17 protein-coding genes and 2 tRNA genes are annotated in these 16,769 nt (G+C 63.2%); 8 read left to right on the top strand and 11 right to left on the bottom strand.

Annotated elements, in window-relative coordinates; all coding sequences use genetic code 11:
• Nucleotides 1–7: 7 nt before the first annotated feature.
• The 8 genes from DTW89_RS03445 to DTW89_RS03410 all read left to right on the top strand — a co-directional run bounded on the left by DTW89_RS03445 (nucleotide 8) and on the right by DTW89_RS03410 (nucleotide 5,386).
• On the top strand, nucleotides 8–1,198 hold the full coding sequence (locus tag DTW89_RS03445; protein ID WP_147277621.1) for a hypothetical protein: 1,191 nt from the start codon (nucleotides 8–10) through the stop codon (nucleotides 1,196–1,198).
• Between the two features lie 16 nt (nucleotides 1,199–1,214).
• Nucleotides 1,215–1,688: a hypothetical protein gene (locus DTW89_RS03440; protein ID WP_114654917.1), complete on the top strand. Its 474-nt coding sequence runs from the start codon at nucleotides 1,215–1,217 to the stop codon at nucleotides 1,686–1,688.
• Nucleotides 1,689–1,698: 10 nt separating this feature from the next.
• Entirely contained in the window at nucleotides 1,699–2,010 is a 312-nt protein-coding gene (locus DTW89_RS19945; RefSeq protein WP_330862196.1) for an HGGxSTG domain-containing protein, read from the top strand.
• A gap of 150 nt (nucleotides 2,011–2,160) precedes the next feature.
• Nucleotides 2,161–2,592, top strand: coding sequence for a hypothetical protein (locus tag DTW89_RS03430; RefSeq protein WP_114654916.1), 432 nt, complete (start codon nucleotides 2,161–2,163; stop codon nucleotides 2,590–2,592).
• A 740-nt stretch (nucleotides 2,593–3,332) separates the two neighbouring features.
• The gene (locus tag DTW89_RS03425) at nucleotides 3,333–3,536 is read left to right on the top strand and encodes a hypothetical protein (RefSeq protein ID WP_114654915.1); all 204 of its coding nucleotides are present in this window, start codon (nucleotides 3,333–3,335) and stop codon (nucleotides 3,534–3,536) included.
• Between the two features lie 2 nt (nucleotides 3,537–3,538).
• On the top strand, nucleotides 3,539–3,748 hold the full coding sequence (locus DTW89_RS03420) for a hypothetical protein (RefSeq protein ID WP_114654914.1): 210 nt from the start codon (nucleotides 3,539–3,541) through the stop codon (nucleotides 3,746–3,748).
• Nucleotides 3,749–3,751: 3 nt separating this feature from the next.
• The gene (locus DTW89_RS03415; RefSeq protein WP_114654913.1) at nucleotides 3,752–4,540 is read left to right on the top strand and encodes a hypothetical protein; all 789 of its coding nucleotides are present in this window, start codon (nucleotides 3,752–3,754) and stop codon (nucleotides 4,538–4,540) included.
• Nucleotides 4,541–4,543: 3 nt separating this feature from the next.
• Entirely contained in the window at nucleotides 4,544–5,386 is an 843-nt protein-coding gene (locus tag DTW89_RS03410; protein ID WP_201740938.1) for a hypothetical protein, read from the top strand.
• A 298-nt stretch (nucleotides 5,387–5,684) separates the two neighbouring features.
• Here the strand turns inward: DTW89_RS03410 and DTW89_RS03400 are convergent.
• The 11 genes from DTW89_RS03400 to DTW89_RS03350 all read right to left on the bottom strand — a co-directional run bounded on the left by DTW89_RS03400 (nucleotide 5,685) and on the right by DTW89_RS03350 (nucleotide 16,626).
• Nucleotides 5,685–5,760, bottom strand: a tRNA-His gene (locus DTW89_RS03400).
• Between the two features lie 60 nt (nucleotides 5,761–5,820).
• Nucleotides 5,821–7,734: a SurA N-terminal domain-containing protein gene (locus DTW89_RS03395; RefSeq protein WP_114654912.1), complete on the bottom strand. Its 1,914-nt coding sequence runs from the start codon at nucleotides 7,732–7,734 to the stop codon at nucleotides 5,821–5,823.
• 60 nt (nucleotides 7,735–7,794) lie between these two features.
• A tRNA-Val gene (locus DTW89_RS03390) sits at nucleotides 7,795–7,870 on the bottom strand.
• A gap of 15 nt (nucleotides 7,871–7,885) precedes the next feature.
• Entirely contained in the window at nucleotides 7,886–8,158 is a 273-nt protein-coding gene (locus DTW89_RS03385; RefSeq protein WP_024815362.1) for an HU family DNA-binding protein, read from the bottom strand.
• Nucleotides 8,159–8,461: 303 nt separating this feature from the next.
• Nucleotides 8,462–9,547 (bottom strand): tartrate dehydrogenase, encoded by a 1,086-nt coding sequence (locus DTW89_RS03380; RefSeq protein WP_114654911.1) that lies wholly within the window; start codon nucleotides 9,545–9,547, stop codon nucleotides 8,462–8,464.
• 70 nt (nucleotides 9,548–9,617) lie between these two features.
• Entirely contained in the window at nucleotides 9,618–10,184 is a 567-nt protein-coding gene (gene pgsA / locus DTW89_RS03375) for a CDP-diacylglycerol--glycerol-3-phosphate 3-phosphatidyltransferase (protein ID WP_024815364.1), read from the bottom strand.
• Between the two features lie 31 nt (nucleotides 10,185–10,215).
• On the bottom strand, nucleotides 10,216–12,207 hold the full coding sequence (gene uvrC / locus DTW89_RS03370) for an excinuclease ABC subunit UvrC (protein ID WP_114654910.1): 1,992 nt from the start codon (nucleotides 12,205–12,207) through the stop codon (nucleotides 10,216–10,218).
• Nucleotides 12,208–12,319: 112 nt separating this feature from the next.
• On the bottom strand, nucleotides 12,320–13,300 hold the full coding sequence (locus DTW89_RS03365; protein ID WP_114654909.1) for a Bug family tripartite tricarboxylate transporter substrate binding protein: 981 nt from the start codon (nucleotides 13,298–13,300) through the stop codon (nucleotides 12,320–12,322).
• Nucleotides 13,301–13,372: 72 nt separating this feature from the next.
• Nucleotides 13,373–14,350 (bottom strand): Bug family tripartite tricarboxylate transporter substrate binding protein, encoded by a 978-nt coding sequence (locus DTW89_RS03360; RefSeq protein WP_114654908.1) that lies wholly within the window; start codon nucleotides 14,348–14,350, stop codon nucleotides 13,373–13,375.
• A gap of 66 nt (nucleotides 14,351–14,416) precedes the next feature.
• Nucleotides 14,417–15,397, bottom strand: a complete 981-nt coding sequence (locus DTW89_RS03355; protein WP_114654907.1) for a hydroxymethylglutaryl-CoA lyase — start codon at nucleotides 15,395–15,397, stop codon at nucleotides 14,417–14,419.
• Nucleotides 15,394–16,626 carry a CaiB/BaiF CoA transferase family protein gene (locus tag DTW89_RS03350; protein WP_114654906.1) on the bottom strand — a complete coding sequence of 411 codons (1,233 nt, stop codon included), beginning with the start codon at nucleotides 16,624–16,626 and terminating at the stop codon, nucleotides 15,394–15,396. Before DTW89_RS03350 ends, DTW89_RS03355 begins: the two co-directional genes overlap by 4 nt.
• Nucleotides 16,627–16,769 lie beyond the last annotated feature (143 nt).

Here is a 16,769-nt window from a genome sequence, read left to right as displayed (position 1 = left end):
TGTCAGCATGAGCAAGGTCAACGGGCGCAAGCCCTGCGACCTGCTGACTGCCGCCCGCCATAACCTGCGCGAGATTCAGGCCGAGCTGGGCAGCGTGGGCCGGATTGACCCAGGCCGCAGCGCCACGAATGCCATCCTGGCAGGCCCAGCCGAGGCCGCCCAGGTTCAGGCCCTGGCCGTGGACTTGCTGGCCGCTGCTGGGCTCAACCCTGCTGCCATGCGCCGCGACCACGTTCAAGCGCTGGAGTTTGTTTTCAGCCTGCCGCCATCGTGTGGGGTTGACCCTGCCGCCTACTTCACCCGCTGCCTTGCGTGGCTGATGGAGGCCCTGCCGCTGCCGGTGCTGTCTGCCGTGAGCCATGCCGACGAGGTGGCACCGCATCTTCACGTCCTGCTGCTGCCGCTGGCCGATGGTGTGTATGCGGGAGGCAAACCCGTGGAGCGCCCCAGGCTGCTGCGACTGCGCGAGAGCTTTTTCAACGTGGTGGCCGGGCCTGCCGGATTGCAGCGCGAGTCGGCCAAGCTGCGCGGACAGGCCAAACGCTGGGCAGTTGCCGCAGTCATGGCCCGCTGTGAGGCGATGGGACTGCCTGCCGCCAATGGCCCGCTGTGGCCGGTGTTGGTGGCCGCCATCGAGCGCGACCCGACCGCCGCAGTGCGTGCGCTTGGGATTGAACTGAGCGCCCCAAAAAACCGCCAAACCCAGGCCGAGCCAAACCCTATAGGGATTGAAGGAACCACGATGAGCAGCAAAGCAAACCCTATAGGGATTGAAAAACGGGGCGAAAAAATCCAATCCCTATCCTGTGTAGGGATTGACTCAAAAACCACCCTCAAAACAGCCCCTGCGTCCCGCCCAGGCCGAGCACCAGCGATGCCAGAACCGGCCCAGGCTGACCGCGCCCAGGCTGGCGCTGATGACTGCCCAAGGAGCGAGCCCATCCAGTCGCTGAACGACCTTTGGCAGCGTGTCGGCATCCGTGCGATGGCTCTGCCGAAGATTGGCCGCGCCGGGGCTCTGCTGGCCGACAAGACCGCCGCCGGACGCACCGACCGCCTGAGCGTGGCGCAGGCCGCCCAGCTTGAGGCCATCGCCCGGCAGACCCGCAAGCAGCCTGCGCCCGTGCTGGCCGACCCAGACGACGACCGGCATGTTGACCGCAGCGAAGCCCAAGACCTGCACGCCTGGAACGATTGAACCCGAGGACACCACCATGACCACCAAACTGACCCACCACCACTTGAGCACCGAGCAGGTAAACGACGAGCACGGCACGGCCATCATGCTGACCCAGCAAGACGGGATTGAAGAACCGCAATCCGTGCTGGTGCATCCGTTCCAGCTTCGGGCAGTCTGTGAACAGTTCGGCATCATCGCCAGTGACACCCGTGCGGCAAAGACCATCGCCACATTGCAGCGCCGCATGGTGGGACTGCGCGACCGTATCGACAACTTGGCCGACTGGATGGCAAATCACAGCGACCACGCGCACGCCGACCTGAGTTATGAAACGACCCAGCTACGTGCGCTGCAAGACCTGTCGGGCGAGTGGTGTGCGGACTTCGAGGAAGGCTTGCCCGAAGGCTTTGGCGAAGGCTTGCAGCCGAACACCGAACCCGCTGTGGAGTCGGACTCCACGCCAGCACGGCGCAACAGCGCACCCGCCGCCCAGGCTTCATTGCTCTGAGGGGCTGGACATGACCGATGCAGAACGCCGCCAACTGTGGCGCAGCTATGTGGACGCCTACTTTCGAGCGCAAGGGGCGTGGGAGGCCGCAGGAAGGCCGATGCCACGCCCGCCTATGCCTACCCAGCCTGAAGCGGTGCAGGGGCTCCAATGCGGTGCTACGACGCGAGCAGGCACCCCGTGCAAGCTGACCGGACTCTACAAATCCGGGCGCTGCAAGCTGCATGGGGGAATGTCCACCGGGCCAAAGACCGATGCAGGCCGGGAGCAATCGCGCATCAATGGGGCCAAAGGTGGCAGGCCGCGCAACCCGACCCCATGAGAGGATATGGAAACATCACTTTGGCGTCACTGATGGGTCACCACTTGGTTGCCGCCCGGTTGCCACTGGGTTTACAGACTGCACAAAGCCTAAGCAGAGAATCCTGCTTTGCTTAAAATTTAGGCAGCCAAACCAACCCGAAGCGAAGCGATGCGCCTGAATCTCTCTGATGCTGTGGATGACCTGGCCCCGCCGCCCCCGCCGTGCTTTTTCAACCGGGGGAGCTGGATTGCCTACCTCAAGAGCGCAGCCGCAGCGCAGAACCACAAGGGAAGCCAGCCCGTCATCATCGTGGCCGCTGATGGCGAACCGGCATTCAACACCCGCCTGAACTACTGCGCGGACTGCACCCAGGCAAAGAGCCTGGAGATGCAGGGCAAGGGCCGGTGCAACCCCTACCACCTGAGCGATGACCCCGAGCCGGTGCCTGCTGGTGGCTGGCAGGCCAGAGATGAGGCTGTGACACAGCGCACCAAAACGCAACAGGCCCAAGACCTACCCGTGAGCCGCGCACTGCGCTTGCAGGATGCTTTTGAACGGCTGGTGACGCACCTGCTGGCGCTGGGTGCCCGCACGGTGTGAGCATGTTCCGCGCATGGCCCAGGCATGATTCGAGCGTGGGGCAACAGTTGCCGCCGATGCCCAGCGCCCCTATCGAGGCTGGCTTTGCGCCCATAACACGCCGAGAACGATGATGTGGAGTCCGATGGTGCCACTGCGGGTAACGCAGACGGCACCTACGCACCTGAGTCCTCTGGTATTCGGAATCAGGAGGGAGCGGACCGCCCCAACTCTACCCCAGGCAACCACATATGTCAGATTGGGTTTCGCTTTTTGGCGCTGCCAGCAAAGCGGTAATCCAGACTTTGGGTTGCTCCGAGTGCGACGACTGGCACCACTCGGTATGTGGTCAGAATTCGCCTGACCGGCAAAGCAATGTGGTGTGCCCCTGGCGCGACGATGAACACCGCCAAGTATGTGAACCGGGTGACACAACTCGCCGGTTCGGCACGGCCAGCAGTTTACGAGGTTCGATATTGGCCGACACAACTTGCCGTGCTACAGTTCGCTCAAGCCGAAAGGCTCGGTGCGTTCAAACACCACATCCGAAGCGGTAGCAGCCCCCACCGATAAGCGGGGTTTTGTCATGCCCAAATTCTGGGGCCGGTGCGCCTGCACTTGTCTCCCATGGTTTCGGGCGGGATGGGCTTACCCGCAAGGATGGCCGCACGGCTTCGGACGTGTTTGAAACATCCCGCCCACCTGCTGCGCGTTCAAACGCAAACGGTGGATTCCTTGCCACTCCCGAAGGAGCCAAGACCATGACCGCAATCACTGAGCGCAAACCCGCGCCCAGCACGTCCACACCGGACACCATCCCCACCGCCAACCTGACCGCCGTTCTGGCCGCCTTCAACGCGGCAAACCTGGCATCCAACTACATCGAGCGCGGCAACTTCGCCGCTGCCCGCCGCAAGCTGGTGCAGGCGCTGGCATCCATCGGCCAACTGCAAGCGGGGGGCTGACCATGAGCAGCACTACCCACACCGCCCACCCCCAGGGCGAGGCCGCCGCATTGCGTGAAGCCCTGCGCCTGGCACTGGCCGCGCTGGAGAAGGCCCTTGATGACGGCTGCGCCATCGAAGCGCACGACCGGATGACGATTGACGGCGACACCTGGACTTTTGGCGGTATCTGCGCCCTGGCCCATGACGCCCTGACCAGAAAAGGGGATTGAGCCATGGCGTACTTCATCCCCGCAGATACCCCACTCAACCCGACCGAGGCCAGAGCCCCCGCAGCGCCCGCCGCTGGGCCATGGACGCCCGCTAACCACATCAAAGATGGGGTGACCAAGCCCATTCGCTTGCTGGCGCTGGGCACAGGGGAATACGGAAAGACCGCGCTGCTGGAGTTCCCTGGCGGCTGGCAGCGCACGATTGACCTGCCCACCGAGGCAGACGCTTGGCACCCGTTGTTCTCTGAGCTGCCACAGGCAGATGTGCAGCGACTGCGCAAGCATGTGGCCCACCCCATCATCCGCCACCCAGACGGCACCCGCACGCGCCGAGGGGCTCTGTCCTTTGTCACCGAGGAAGTCGGCCCAGCAGGCGGATACAAAGCAGAGCGCTGCTTTGATGTTCCCCAAGAGGACTTCTACTCTGGGTGCGTCACGGGCTACCGCTGCGCCGCTGAACTGCTGGAGGCCCTGGCGCGTGGCTACGGGCCGCACATCATCAAGCAACACGTCATCAAGGAAGCACTGCAAGCCAGTGGTGAACCCTACAGCAAGCCATCCCGGCGCGGTGCAGGTTCCGCTTTCATGGAGATTGTCGGTGAGGCCCTGACTTTCATGGCCCGGCACTCCTTGCACGGGCAATACATGGCCGCAAAGATTGCCGAGGCCGAGCGCTTGCAAGCAACCATGGCGGAGCTGGACGCAAAAGAGAAGGCCGCTTTCGTGGAGCGCATGAAGGCCGCCAGACTCAGCAAAGCACAGCGTAGAGTCAGCACCACGGCGCAGCACTGAGCCATGGCGAACGGACGCAACAAGCTACGCCGGGGCGATGCGGGCCGGGACGCTGGCGGGTTCGTGGCCCTGCCGTGGTCGGTGCTGGACTCGCCCGCCTACTCAGGCTTGAGCCATCCGGCCAAGGCTTTGCTGCTGGAGTTCGCCCGCCAGTTCGTGCGTGACAACAACGGGAGGTTGCTGTGCAGCATGACCTACCTTGGCCCGCGTGGCTGGAAGTCCAACGACGTCATCACCCGCGCCGTGCGCGAGCTGGTGGCCGCTGGGTTCGTTCACCAGACCGCACAAGGGCACCGCCCGAGCAAGGCGAGCTGGTACGCCGTGACCTGGCGGGCGCTTGACCGGCACCCAGGCTACGACGTGGGCACCGTGGAGAGCTTCCAGCGTGGTGCGTACCGGCTTTGGGTAGCAGCCCAGCGCCCCGCCGAAATTGCCCCGCCTACACCGTCTCCCGGTGCAGAGAAAAACGCGAGCCTTACACCGTCTCACGGTGTAGAGAGGGCTTCGCGTGCACCGTCTCCCGGTGTAGGAGCGTTGCCTACTGCACCGTCTCCCGGTGCTGTAGAGGGGGGTTTTGGTACTTTCTCTACACCGGGAGACGGTGACCATCTAGAGAAGCCATCTACAGCACAGCGCAGCGGGGATGTTCAGGCTGTTGAAGGGGTGCATGAGAGGGTGGCCCACATCGGGCAGGATGACGACGCCGCCAGCCACACGCAGGCAGCGCCACGACCCACCAGCCCCAGGCGAAGGCCAAAGGGGCCGGGGCTGGATGGTTCCCAGCGCGTGCCGCAACCGTCCGACCCAACTGCGCAGCTTGAGTTGCTGCTGAACCGACAGGGCTGAGGCATGGTTACGGCAAAGGTTACGCCCTGGCGTTGCTTCCAACCGGGCAGGCACTGCCCGATTGCAGAGAGCAGCGCGGAGGGTGGGTACTGAGTGCCCACCCAGCAGAACGACCTACAGACCCGCCGCGAGCGGGTTTTCTTTTGCTGGCGCTGGTGGCCGAATGCCTGCCGCCGTGGGGCTTTTTCTGTGCCGTGACCGGGGCTGGATTTGGGCAAGTTGCCTACAGATTGCCTACAAGCAACAGAAAAGAAAAAACCCCACTACCAAATTGATAGCGGGGTTTCCTTTGTTTACTTGGGGTGGCTGATGGGGCTCGAACCCACGACAACAGGAATCACAATCCTGGACTCTACCAACTGAGCTACAGCCACCGTAGCTTTGTATTATAGCCCGAGAAAACGGGCTGCACTCCAAAATAGTCAAATTTCCAATCAACCCGGCGTGACCTGTGGGCGCGGCACCTTGATCTGAACCTTGAAACGGTCTTTCAACAGTTCGTAATAGGCCAGCCCTTCTGCATTGCTCCACCACTGCAGGTATTGCTGACGCTCTTGTAGAGCGATTTGCTCGTTGGGTGTCTCGCGCGGAACCAGTCGATTGACCTTGGCAGCGGCGTATCCCTGGGCTCCCAGATCCACACCCACCCAGGCTGGCAGGGTGGCTGTATTGGCGCCCAATACCGCATCCACCAAAGGCCTTGGCTGATTTTGGGGCTGGTCACGCGAGACAACGATGGCAGGCTGCAAACCTGCGGTATTGTCGGGCGCAGATTTCCATGCCGCCAGCTTGGCTTCGCCTTCCTTGCGGGCCAGCTCGGCCGATTTTTCGGCGATGTACAGACTGCGCACGCGCGGGCGCACCTCATCCAGCGGGAGGGTGCGAGCAGCGGTGTAGGTACTGACGCGGGCGGCTGCCATCTGGCTGGGGCCGATTTCCACGGCTTCGGTGTTGCGTTTGTTCTCGATGGAATCCGACGAAAAGAGCGCCTCCAGCAACTTGCCGTTTGCCAAGGGGCCCGTGGTTCCTGGTGCCGGCGTGCGGGTGACACCCGAGGCCGTCATGACCTTGAGTTGAAGCTTTTCGGCCACGGGATTGAGACTGTCGGATTGCTCATAGACGCCATTCGCAAACGATTCGGCCACCTCGGCAAATTTGCGCTGGGCTTGCTGTTGCTTGAGCTCTGCTTCCATCGAGGGGCGCAGCTCTTCGAAGCTCGGTTGGCGGGGGGTCTTGATGTCTGTCAGCAAAATGATGTGGTACCCGAAATCGGTTTCCACCACTTCACTGATATCCCCTTTTTTCATCGCAAACGCTGCGTCTTCAAAGGGCTTGACCATGGCGCCAAGCCCAAAGAAATTCAGGTCGCCGCCCGCCGCAGCAGACCCGGTGTCTTCGGAGGATTTTTTGGCAACTTCCGCAAAAGTGGCGGGGGCCTTGCGTACCTGCTCGAGCAACTGGGTTGCACGGGCCTTGGCTTTTTCTCGGTCTGCCGCAGGGGCATCCTTGAGCGCATTGATCAGAATATGGCTGGCGCGACGCTCTTCCTTGCCTGCAAGACGGGCTACGTTTTCCTTGTAATAGGTGCGCAGGTCGTCTTCGTTCAGCGTGATGCCCGCCCGCACACTGTCGATGTCCAGCACCACGTATTCCACCGCCGCCTGCTCAGCCTGCTGGAAATCAGCGGTATGGGTCTGGTAGTAGCTCTCCAGATCGGCATCGGTTGGGGTCACCTTGCCAGAAAAATCCGCCGGGTTGAAGCGCGCAATCTGCACTTCGCGGCGCTGGTACAAGGCATCCAGCGACAGCTTGACCTGCGCATCGGTGCTGAAGGTGGACCCCATCACCCCACCCACGACCTGGTTTACCGAAATATCCCGACGCACATTGGCTTCGAAGCCTTCAGGCGTCAGCCCCTGGGCACCGACCAGTGCACGGTACGCCTCGGCATCCAGGGAACCGTCGGGGCGGCGGAGCTCGGCAATGGCAGGAATCTCTTGCAGACTGCGCGCCAGGCGGCTGTCGCTGGTGACGAGGTGCATTTTCTGGGCGGCGGCCTGAAAAACCCGGTCTCGCACCATGCGCTCCAACGTGGCATAGCGCGCCTCAGGCGAGTCAAGCAGCTTTGCATCCACGCCAGGCGACTGGGCGCGGATTCTGTCTGTCTCCATCTTGTGGGCGTTGTCCCAATCGGTCTGCTTGATGTCTTGACCATCAACACGAGCAACAACAACGCCGGTTTCGGAGAAGTAATTGCTGTCGATGCCCACAAGCACAAACGATGGAATGATCAACAAGAACAGCAAGAGCATCACGATCTTGGAGTGCTTGCGGATGGATTCAAACATGGTCGATCTTTCAGTGACAAAAAAACAAAAGGCGAACTTTCGTTCGCCTTTGTTCGGTGGTGGTGGGTCCTGACGGTCTCGAACCGCCGACCTACTCCGTGTAAAGGAGCCGCTCTACCAACTGAGCTAAGGACCCCGACCTAACTGGACATCAATTCAAGGCGTCTTTCAATGCCTTGCCTGGACGAAACTTTGGAACTTTAGCAGCTTTGATTTTAATCGCAGCGCCGGTGCGGGGATTGCGACCCGTGCGAGCTGCACGCTTGCCAACTGCGAAGGTGCCGAAACCGACGAGCGAAACAGTGCCGCCCTTCTTCAGGGTCTTCTTGACGGCCTCAATCGTGGATTCCAAGGCACGCGCTGCAGCGGCCTTGGAGATGTCGGCGTTGGTAGCGATGTGCTCAATCAGTTCGGTTTTGTTCACAAGAAGCCTCTCGGAAAAGAGTTGGTGGAATGTCTCGCGGATATCTGGTCTTCACACGTCCGAAAGCACAACCCTCGGGGCTGGCGGGCATCAGACGGGGGAATGACTGGCATATGCAGCAGGCGCTGCTGCATCAGATTAAAGCCATCGAGTTTCCGGGTGTCAATACAACACGCTGGTTTGTAGCAGCGTAGTAAACAATTCTAGTCGCATTTCACGGTGCGACGGGGCTTGCAGGGCGCTTTTGTATCAAAGCCGCTGCATGGGCAACATTCCCGATTGACACCATGCCAGTGTTGACGGTTACAGCGCTGACGCGATGGCGCGCCCCAGATCCCGGGTGCAGGCTTTTCCACCGAGATCCGGGGTACGGGGGCCGCCACTTTTCGGATCGAGCACGGCCTCGATGGCCCCCACCACAGCGTCGTGCGCGGCGCGGTAGCCAAGAAAGTCGAGCATCATCGCGCCGCACCAAATTTGCCCGATGGGGTTGGCAATGCCCTGCCCCGCGATGTCGGGGGCCGAGCCGTGAACGGGCTCAAACAGCGAAGGCATGGTGCGTGAAGGGTTCAGGTTGGCGCTAGGCGCAATACCAATGGTGCCGGTACAGGCCGGGCCCAGGTCCGAGAGGATGTCGCCAAACAGGTTGCTGGCCACCACCACATCAAAGAAGTCGGGACGCTGCACAAAGTGTGCGGTGAGGATGTCGATATGGAACCTGTCCACCTTCACATCGGGATACGCCTTGGCCATCTCGGCCACACGCTCGTCCCAGTAGGGCATGGTGATGGCGATGCCGTTGGACTTGGTGGCGCTGGTCAGGTGTTTTTTGGGGCGCGACTGCGCCAACTCAAAGGCGAACTTCAGCACGCGGTCCACGCCGTAACGTGACATCACTGTCTCTTGCATCACGATCTCGCGCGGGGTGCCTTCGTACATGCGGCCACCAATGCTGGAATACTCGCCCTCCGTGTTTTCGCGCACGATCAGCATGTCGATTTCACCCGGCAGGCGGGGCGAGCCATCGCGCCGCACCACAGGGGCAATCACGCCGGGCATCAGGCGCGCGGGGCGCAGGTTGATGTACTGGTCGAACTCGCGGCGAAAAAGCAGCAGCGAGCCCCACAGGGAAACATGGTCGGCAATTTTCTCGGGCCAGCCCACCGCACCAAAGTAAATTGCCTCATGGCCGCCGATCTGGTCCTTCCAGTTGTCGGGCAGCATCTTGCCGTGCTTCTCGTAGTAGTCCCAGCTCGAAAAATCGAAGTGGTCGAACTGCAGGTTAATGCCAAACTTGCGGGCCGCGGCGTCCATCACGTGCAGGCCTTCGGGCATGACCTCTTTGCCAATGCCGTCACCAGCCACGACAGCAATGCGATGTTTCGCCATTCAAACGCTCCTGAAAATATAGCTACTAGCGCTTATCTATCAAGCGCCAGATGCACAAAAGACTTAAATATTATTTGACGCGTGCCCGAATCTCGGGGAGCGCCTTTTGCAGGTAATACACCATCGACCACACTGTGAGCACGGCCGATGCCCAGATGAGCCAGGTGCCCCACACCCCCGTGTCGATCACGCCAAACAGGTGCCCGTCGTACAGCAGGAACGGGATGGCCGTCATCTGCACTGCGGTCTTGAGCTTGCCGATCATGTGCACCGCCACGCTCTTGCTGGCGCCGATCTGCGCCATCCATTCGCGCAGGGCCGATATGGCGATTTCGCGGCCGATGATGATGAGCGCCACGAACACATCGGCGCGCTGCAGATGCACCAGCACCAAAAGCGATGCGCACACCAGAAACTTGTCGGCCACGGGATCGAGAAAGGCGCCAAACGAAGAGGTCTGGTTGAGCTTGCGGGCCAGAAAACCGTCGAGCCAGTCGGTGGCTGCAAACACCACGAACATCACGGTGGCGATGAGATTGCGTGTGGCCGGGTCGAGCGGCGCGTAAAACACCCCCACGATCAAAGGTATCGCGACGATGCGCGTCCAGGTCATGATGGTGGGAATGGTGAAAAACATGGTGTGATTGTGTCACGCTGGCATGGAGACATCAGCGCAGTGCGCGATAGATCTCTTCAGCGAGTTCCCGCGAAATGCCGTCTACCGTCACCAGGTCTTCCACGCTGGCCATCGCCACGCCCCGCACCCCCCCAAAGCGCTGCAGCAGCCGGGCGCGCTTCTTGGGGCCCACGCCGGCAATTTCTTCCAGCTGACCACCGCCTACCCGTACCTTGGCGCGCGCGGCGCGCATGCCGGTGATGGCAAAACGGTGGGCCTCGTCGCGGATCTGCGCCACCAGCATCAGCGCGGCAGAGTCCTTGCCCAGGTAAATTTTTTCGCGGCCATCGGCAAACACCAGCTCTTCCAGCCCCACCTTGCGGCCCTCGCCTTTTTCCACGCCCACGATGCGGGTGAGGTCGAGCCCCAGTGCGGTAAACACCTCGCGCGCCACGCCCACCTGGCCCTTGCCACCGTCGATCAGCACCAGATCGGGCAGGCGCGCCACGCCTTTGGGCCTGGCGGCCTCTTGCCCCCCTGGCGCGGGACGGGCCGCAAAGTCGATGCCACCGGCCTCGCGCGCAGCCTCGGCCACCTTGCTGTAGCGGCGCGTGAGCACCTGGCGCATGGCGGCGTAGTCATCGCCTCCGGTGATGCCCTCGACACGATAGCGGCGGTATTCACTGCTCTGCATCTTGTGGTGGTGAAACACCACGCACGATGCCTGCGTGGATTCGCCCGCCGTGTGCGAGATGTCGAAGCACTCGATGGTGAGTTGGTCCAGGTCTTCGGGCGGCAAGTCCAGCGCCTCGGCCAGGGCCCGGGTGCGCGCCTGCTGCGAGCCCTCTTCGGCCAGCAGACGGGCCAGCTGCAGGTCGGCGTTCTTTTGCGCCATATCGAGCCATGCGCGGCGCTGTTCGCGTGGCTGGTGGATGGCGCTCACGCGCAGGCCGCTTTGCTCGGTCAGCGCTGCCAACAGGGCCTTGTCCACCGGCACGCTGGTGACCAGCAGCGGCGGCACAGGCACGCCGATGTAGTGCTGTCCGATAAAGGCCTCCAGTACCAGCGCTTCCACGGGCCGCACTGGCGGGGCGCCTGGCGGGGTCTCCTCGTCACTCTCTTGTGCAAAAACCCCGGCGGCATCTTCCACATGCACCGGAAAATAAGGCCGGTCACCCAGGTGCCGCCCGCCGCGCACCATGGCCAGGTTCACGCAGGCACGGCCGCCCTGCACGCGGACGGCCAAAATATCCACGTCCTTGTCGTCAGCGGTTTCGATGGCTTGCTGGTGCAGCACGCGTGACAGCGCCTGCATCTGGTTGCGCAGCTCCGCGGCCTGCTCAAACTCCAGCTTGTCCGAATGCGCCATCATGCGCGCCTCCAGCGCCTGCAGCAGCTCCTGGGTTTCGCCGCGCAGCAAGGCCTCAGCGTTCTGCACATCGGCCGCATAGGCCTCGGGCGAGATGAGCTGAACGCAGGGCCCCGTGCAGCGCTTGATCTGGTACAGCAGGCAGGGCCGCGTGCGGTTGGCAAAAACCGTGTCCTCGCAGGTGCGCAACCGGAATACCTTTTGCAGCAGCTGGATGGTTTCCTTTACCGCCCAGGCGCTGGGGTAGGGGCCGAAGTAGCGGTGCTTTTTGTCCACCGCACCGCGGTAATAGGCCATGCGCGGAAACACCTGGCCCGGCGCATCGCCCGTGGCGTTGGCGGTGCCCGTAATCTTGAGGTAGGGGTAGCTCTTGTCGTCCCGAAAAAGGATGTTGAACTTGGGGTTCAGCGTCTTGATGAGGTTGTTTTCGAGCAGCAGCGCCTCGGCCTCCGAGCGCACCACCGTGGTCTCCATGCGCACGATCTTGCCAACCATGTGGCCGATGCGCGTGCCGCCATGGTTCTTTTGAAAATAGCTCGATACCCTGCGCTTGAGGTTGAGCGCCTTGCCCACATACAGCAGCGCATCCTGCGCGTCAAAATAGCGGTAAACACCGGGCAGCGCGGGCAGCGCAGCGACCTGCGCCAGCAGTTCTTCGGAATGCAGATCAGACATGGTGCCTATTGTGGCCGCGCACCAGGTACTACCCGGGAATCAAAAAACAGAATGCTATTATTTTAATAGCTACCAGCGCTTACCCATTAAGCGCCAGCAGCCATTTTTACCATTACTCGGCTTCGATTTTCGAGCTTTTCACCACGCCAGCCCAGTTGGCCAGATCGGCCTTCACGCGCTCGCCCAGCTGCTGCGGGCCCAGGTAGTCGGCCGTGGCGCCCTGCTCCTGCGCCTTCTGCTTGAATGCCGCACTTTGCACCACGGTGCGCAGGTCGGCGGCCAGCTTGTCGATGACGGGCTTTGGCACGGCAGCAGGCGCGAACAGCGCAAACCACGATGTGGCATTCACGCCGGGGTAGCCCGCCTCGGCCGTGGTGGGTGCATCGGGCAGGCTGGGCAGGCGCTCCTTGCCGGTGACGGCCAGCACACGCAGCTTGCCCGACTGGATATGGGGCATGTAGGGCGGCGCGGTGCCAAAGGTCAGGTCTACCTGGCCACCCAGCAGGTCTTGCAGGGCCGGGCCTGTGCCCTTGTAGGGCACGTGCACCATCTTGATGCCGCCCTGCTGCTCCAGCATGGCGCCCGTCACGTGCTGCAACGAGCCGTTGCCCGACGATGCGTAGTTCAGCTTGCCCGGGTTGGCCTTGGCGTAGGCAATCAGCTCGGGCAGCGTCTTCACCGGCAGGTCGGCACGCACCACAATGATCTGTGGCGCCGAGATCACGTTGGCAATGGGCTGAAAGTCGCTCTGCGCCCACTGCGCCACCTTGGTCAGGTGGGGCGAGATCACGTGGTAGCCCGAGTACTGCATGAGCAGGGTGTAGCCATCGGCCTCGGCCCGCTTGACGATGCTGGCCGCAATGTTGCCGTTGCCACCGCCCTTGTTGTCCACCACCACCGACTGGCCCAGCACGGGCGCCAGTGCCTGCGCCACCATGCGCGCCGACAGGTCGGTGGTGCCCCCTGCGGCCGTGGGCACCACCATGGTCACGGTCTTGGTGGGATAGGCGCCCTGCGCCCAGGCGGCACTGCCCAGGCCCATGGCCAGCGCGGCGATGGCCAGGGTGGTGAATTGCTTGCGATTGGTTTTCATGCGATGTCTCCGTTTTCACTGTTGTTGAATACTGTCGGTTGGGCAATGGCTCTGAAGCCCGCGCCCACTCGCTTAACCTACCGTGGCACCGGTGTCCTTGACCACGCGGCTCCACTTGGGCAGGTCAGCCTGCACAAGCGCCCCCAGCTGGGCGGCTGTGCCCTTGAAAGGCTCGCAACCCACGGCGGCCAGTTTCTCGACCACGTCCTTGTGCTCCAGCGCGCGGGCCACCTCGGCCTGCAGCTGCGCCACGATGGGCGCGGGCGTGCCGGCCGGGGCAAACAACGCATACCAGGGGGCCTGGCCAAAGCCCTTGATGGTTTCGCCAATCGTTGGCGCATCAGGCAGAGCCGCCACGCGCTTTTCGTTGACCACGCCCACCACCTTGAGCTTGCCTGCCTTGATGAAGGCAATGGCCGACGGCAGGCTCTGCACCGACAGCGGCACCTGCCCGCCCACCACATCGGTGGCGGCAGCGGCCGATCCCTTGTAGGGAATGTGCTGTAACTGGATGCCCGCGGCCTTTTGCAGCATCTCGCCAATCAGGTGGTTCAGCGTGCCGTTGCCCGCCGAGGCAATCGAATACTTGCCGGGGCTGGCCTTGGCCAGCGTGACCAGCTCGGCCACCGTGTTGCCTGGGAACGAGGGGTGCGCCACCAGCACATAACCGGCCGTGGCAATGGGCGCGACGGGCGCAAAGTCTTTCACCGGGTCAAAGCCCGGGTTCTTGTAGAGCGCGGGGCCAATCACATGCGCACTGTCGGATGTGAGCAGCAGCGTATAGCCGTCGTTGCGCGCGCGGGCCGTGGTGCCCGTGGCCAGGGTGCCTCCAGCTCCGGGGCGGTTCTCCACCACCACGCTCTGGCCCAGCTGCTCGCCGAGTTTTTGCGCCACCACGCGGGCAATCGCATCGTTGGCACCGCCTGCGGCCTGCGGCACCACCACCGTGATGGGCTTGGACGGAAACTTGTCCTGCGCGCTCGCCGTGAAAGCGGCCGAGCACAGCACGGCAGCAGCAAAAATGCGGCGGGACATCGTGGGGTGGGTCATGGTTTTTGTCTCCTGGTGTTATGGATAAAACAAGGCAAGCACGGCGAACCGTTCGCACATCGACGCTCAGCGCGCCAGCGCCCGTTCGCGAATGGCTTCAAAGTCCGCAGGCACCGGGTGCAGCGTCAGGCGCTGGCCCGCCTTGACGATCTGGCTGGGAATATCGTGGCCAATCAGGGCCGGCAGGCGCTGCGCTGCGGCAACCAGCCGGGTCAGGTCCACCCCCGTGTCGTAGCCCATGAGCTGCAGCGCGTGCACGATTTCCTCGCTGCACACATTGCCCGACGCGCCCGGCGCGTAGGGGCAGCCGCCCAGCCCGCCCAGCGAGGCATCAAACCGGTCCGCTCCCGCATCAATGGCCGCCAGCACATTGGCCAGCCCCATGCCTCGCGTGTTGTGAAAGTGCAGCGTGAAATCCATGCCCGGCCAGCGCGCGCGCGCCGCAGTGGTGAGCTGGTGCACCTGGGTCGGATACGCCATGCCCGTCGTGTCGCACAGCGTGATGCCGCGCACGCCCAGGTCGGCAAAACGCTGCACCCAATCGAACACGGCGGACGCGTGCACATTGCCCTCCATGGGGCACCCAAACACGCACGACAGCGACACATTCACCGCCACCTGCGCGGCCTGCGCCGTGGCAACCACCTGCGCCAGGCTGGCAAAAGACTGCTCGCGCGTCATGCGCAGGTTGGAAATGTTGTGCGTTTCGCTGGCCGACATGACGAGGTTCAACTCGTCGGTGCGCGCCTCGATGGCACGCTCGGCACCGCGCAAATTGGGCACCAGGGCGGTGTACACGGTGCCTGGCAGGCGCGTGATCTCGCGCATGACGATCTCGGCATCCCTGAGCGCCGGGATGGCGGTGGGCGAGGTGAACGAGGTCACCTCGATCTTGGAAAGCCCCGCATTCGACAGCGCATTGACCAGTGCAATTTTTTCCTCGGTGGGCACAAAGGCCTGCTCCATCTGCAAGCCGTCGCGCGTGCCCACTTCCTGCATGTGGATGCGGCGCCCCGCACCTTGCCACACCGTGCTGGATGCACTCATTGAATCACCCCTTTGCTGCGCAGCAGCGCAATCTGTTCATCCGACAAACCCGCTTCGGCCAACACGGCGTCGGTGTCGTCACCCAGGTGCGGCGCGCTGCTGCGGATGGTGCCGGGCGTGGCCGAGAGCTTGGGCACGATGCCGGGCACCTGCACCGTGAAGCCGTCGCGCGTGGTTTGCGATAGCAGCATGTCACGGGCGCGGTAGTGCGGGTCTTCGGCAATGTCTTTGGCGGTGTAGACCTTGCCTGCGGGCACACGGGCACCGCCCAGGGCATCGAGCACCTGCTGCACCGTGCGCTGCGCGCTCCAGGCGCCAATGGCGGCATCGAGCTCTTGCACCCGGGCCACGCGACCCGCGTTGTCGGCCAGGTCGGGCGCGGCGCCCAGGTCAGGGCGGCCAATGGTGTCCATCAGCCGCTTGAAGATGCTGTCGCCATTGCCCGCAACCAGCACCCAGCCGTCCTGACACGGGTAGGCGTTGGACGGCGCAATGCCTGGCAGTGCGCTGCCTGCGGCCTCGCGCACCACGCCAAAGGCGCTGTATTCGGGGATCAGGCTTTCCATCACGTTGAACACGGCCTCGTGCAGCGCCACGTCGATCACCTGGCCCTGGCCGCCGTTGACCTTGCGGTGGTACAGCGCCGTGAGCACACCGATGGTGCCGTGCAGCGCCGCCAGCGTGTCGCCAATCGACACGCCCACGCGCACCGGCACGCGGCCGGGCTCGCCCGTCAGATGGCGCAGGCCGCCCATGGCCTCGCCAATGGCGCCAAAGCCCGGCAGGTCTCGGTAGGGGCCGGTCTGGCCGTAGCCCGAGATGCGCAGCATCACCAGGCCGGGGTTGAGCTGGTGCAGCTCTTGCGGCGACATGCCCCAGCCTTCCAGCGTGCCCGGGCGAAAGTTCTCGACCAGCACATCGGCCTCGGCTATCAGCTGGCGGGCGATGGCCTGCCCTTCCTTTTGGCGCAGGTCCAGCGCCACCGAGCGCTTGTTGCGCGACTGCACCTGCCACCACACCGAAGTGCCTTCCTTGATCAGGCGCCAGTTGCGCAGGGGGTCTCCGGTCTCGGGTGCCTCGATCTTGATGACATCGGCGCCAAACTCGCCCAGCGTCTTGCCGCAAAACGGGCCGGCGATGAGCTGGCCCATCTCCACCACGCGCACACCGGCAAGGGCGGCGGGTGAAATGCCATGGGGTGGGGCCGAAAAAGATTGCGACGATTCCATGCAGTGGGGTCTCCGTGGGCGCGCTGCCCGTGTGGGTTTGGCCCGCATCATGCGCACACCGGCCCCGCCCGTAAATCGCTGATGCACGAAGCTGCCATCGCAAAGCGGCATGGCAGACCGGCCGGTTGTTAACATCAGCCCCC

The organism is Acidovorax sp. BoFeN1 (assembly GCF_003345135.1).
GTDB lineage: Bacteria > Pseudomonadota > Gammaproteobacteria > Burkholderiales > Burkholderiaceae_C > Acidovorax > Acidovorax defluvii.
The sequence above is the reverse complement of the archived record's forward strand: the minus strand, read 5'-3'. Positions and strand labels throughout refer to the sequence as shown.

What these genes read in the sequence shown, in the direction of transcription:
- DTW89_RS03445 (WP_147277621.1), top strand. Translation starts at nt 8, where the DNA reads ATGAGCAAGGTCAACGGGCGCAAGCCCTGCGACCTGCTGACTGCCGCC.
- DTW89_RS03440 (WP_114654917.1), top strand. Translation starts at nt 1,215, where the DNA reads ATGACCACCAAACTGACCCACCACCACTTGAGCACCGAGCAGGTAAAC.
- DTW89_RS19945 (WP_330862196.1), top strand. Translation starts at nt 1,699, where the DNA reads ATGACCGATGCAGAACGCCGCCAACTGTGGCGCAGCTATGTGGACGCC.
- DTW89_RS03430 (WP_114654916.1), top strand. Translation starts at nt 2,161, where the DNA reads ATGCGCCTGAATCTCTCTGATGCTGTGGATGACCTGGCCCCGCCGCCC.
- DTW89_RS03425 (WP_114654915.1), top strand. Translation starts at nt 3,333, where the DNA reads ATGACCGCAATCACTGAGCGCAAACCCGCGCCCAGCACGTCCACACCG.
- DTW89_RS03420 (WP_114654914.1), top strand. Translation starts at nt 3,539, where the DNA reads ATGAGCAGCACTACCCACACCGCCCACCCCCAGGGCGAGGCCGCCGCA.
- DTW89_RS03415 (WP_114654913.1), top strand. Translation starts at nt 3,752, where the DNA reads ATGGCGTACTTCATCCCCGCAGATACCCCACTCAACCCGACCGAGGCC.
- DTW89_RS03410 (WP_201740938.1), top strand. Translation starts at nt 4,544, where the DNA reads ATGGCGAACGGACGCAACAAGCTACGCCGGGGCGATGCGGGCCGGGAC.
- DTW89_RS03395 (WP_114654912.1), bottom strand. Translation starts at nt 7,734, where the DNA reads ATGTTTGAATCCATCCGCAAGCACTCCAAGATCGTGATGCTCTTGCTG.
- DTW89_RS03380 (WP_114654911.1), bottom strand. Translation starts at nt 9,547, where the DNA reads ATGGCGAAACATCGCATTGCTGTCGTGGCTGGTGACGGCATTGGCAAA.
- pgsA (WP_024815364.1), bottom strand. Translation starts at nt 10,184, where the DNA reads ATGTTTTTCACCATTCCCACCATCATGACCTGGACGCGCATCGTCGCG.
- uvrC (WP_114654910.1), bottom strand. Translation starts at nt 12,207, where the DNA reads ATGTCTGATCTGCATTCCGAAGAACTGCTGGCGCAGGTCGCTGCGCTG.
- DTW89_RS03365 (WP_114654909.1), bottom strand. Translation starts at nt 13,300, where the DNA reads ATGAAAACCAATCGCAAGCAATTCACCACCCTGGCCATCGCCGCGCTG.
- DTW89_RS03360 (WP_114654908.1), bottom strand. Translation starts at nt 14,350, where the DNA reads ATGACCCACCCCACGATGTCCCGCCGCATTTTTGCTGCTGCCGTGCTG.
- DTW89_RS03355 (WP_114654907.1), bottom strand. Translation starts at nt 15,397, where the DNA reads ATGAGTGCATCCAGCACGGTGTGGCAAGGTGCGGGGCGCCGCATCCAC.
- DTW89_RS03350 (WP_114654906.1), bottom strand. Translation starts at nt 16,626, where the DNA reads ATGGAATCGTCGCAATCTTTTTCGGCCCCACCCCATGGCATTTCACCC.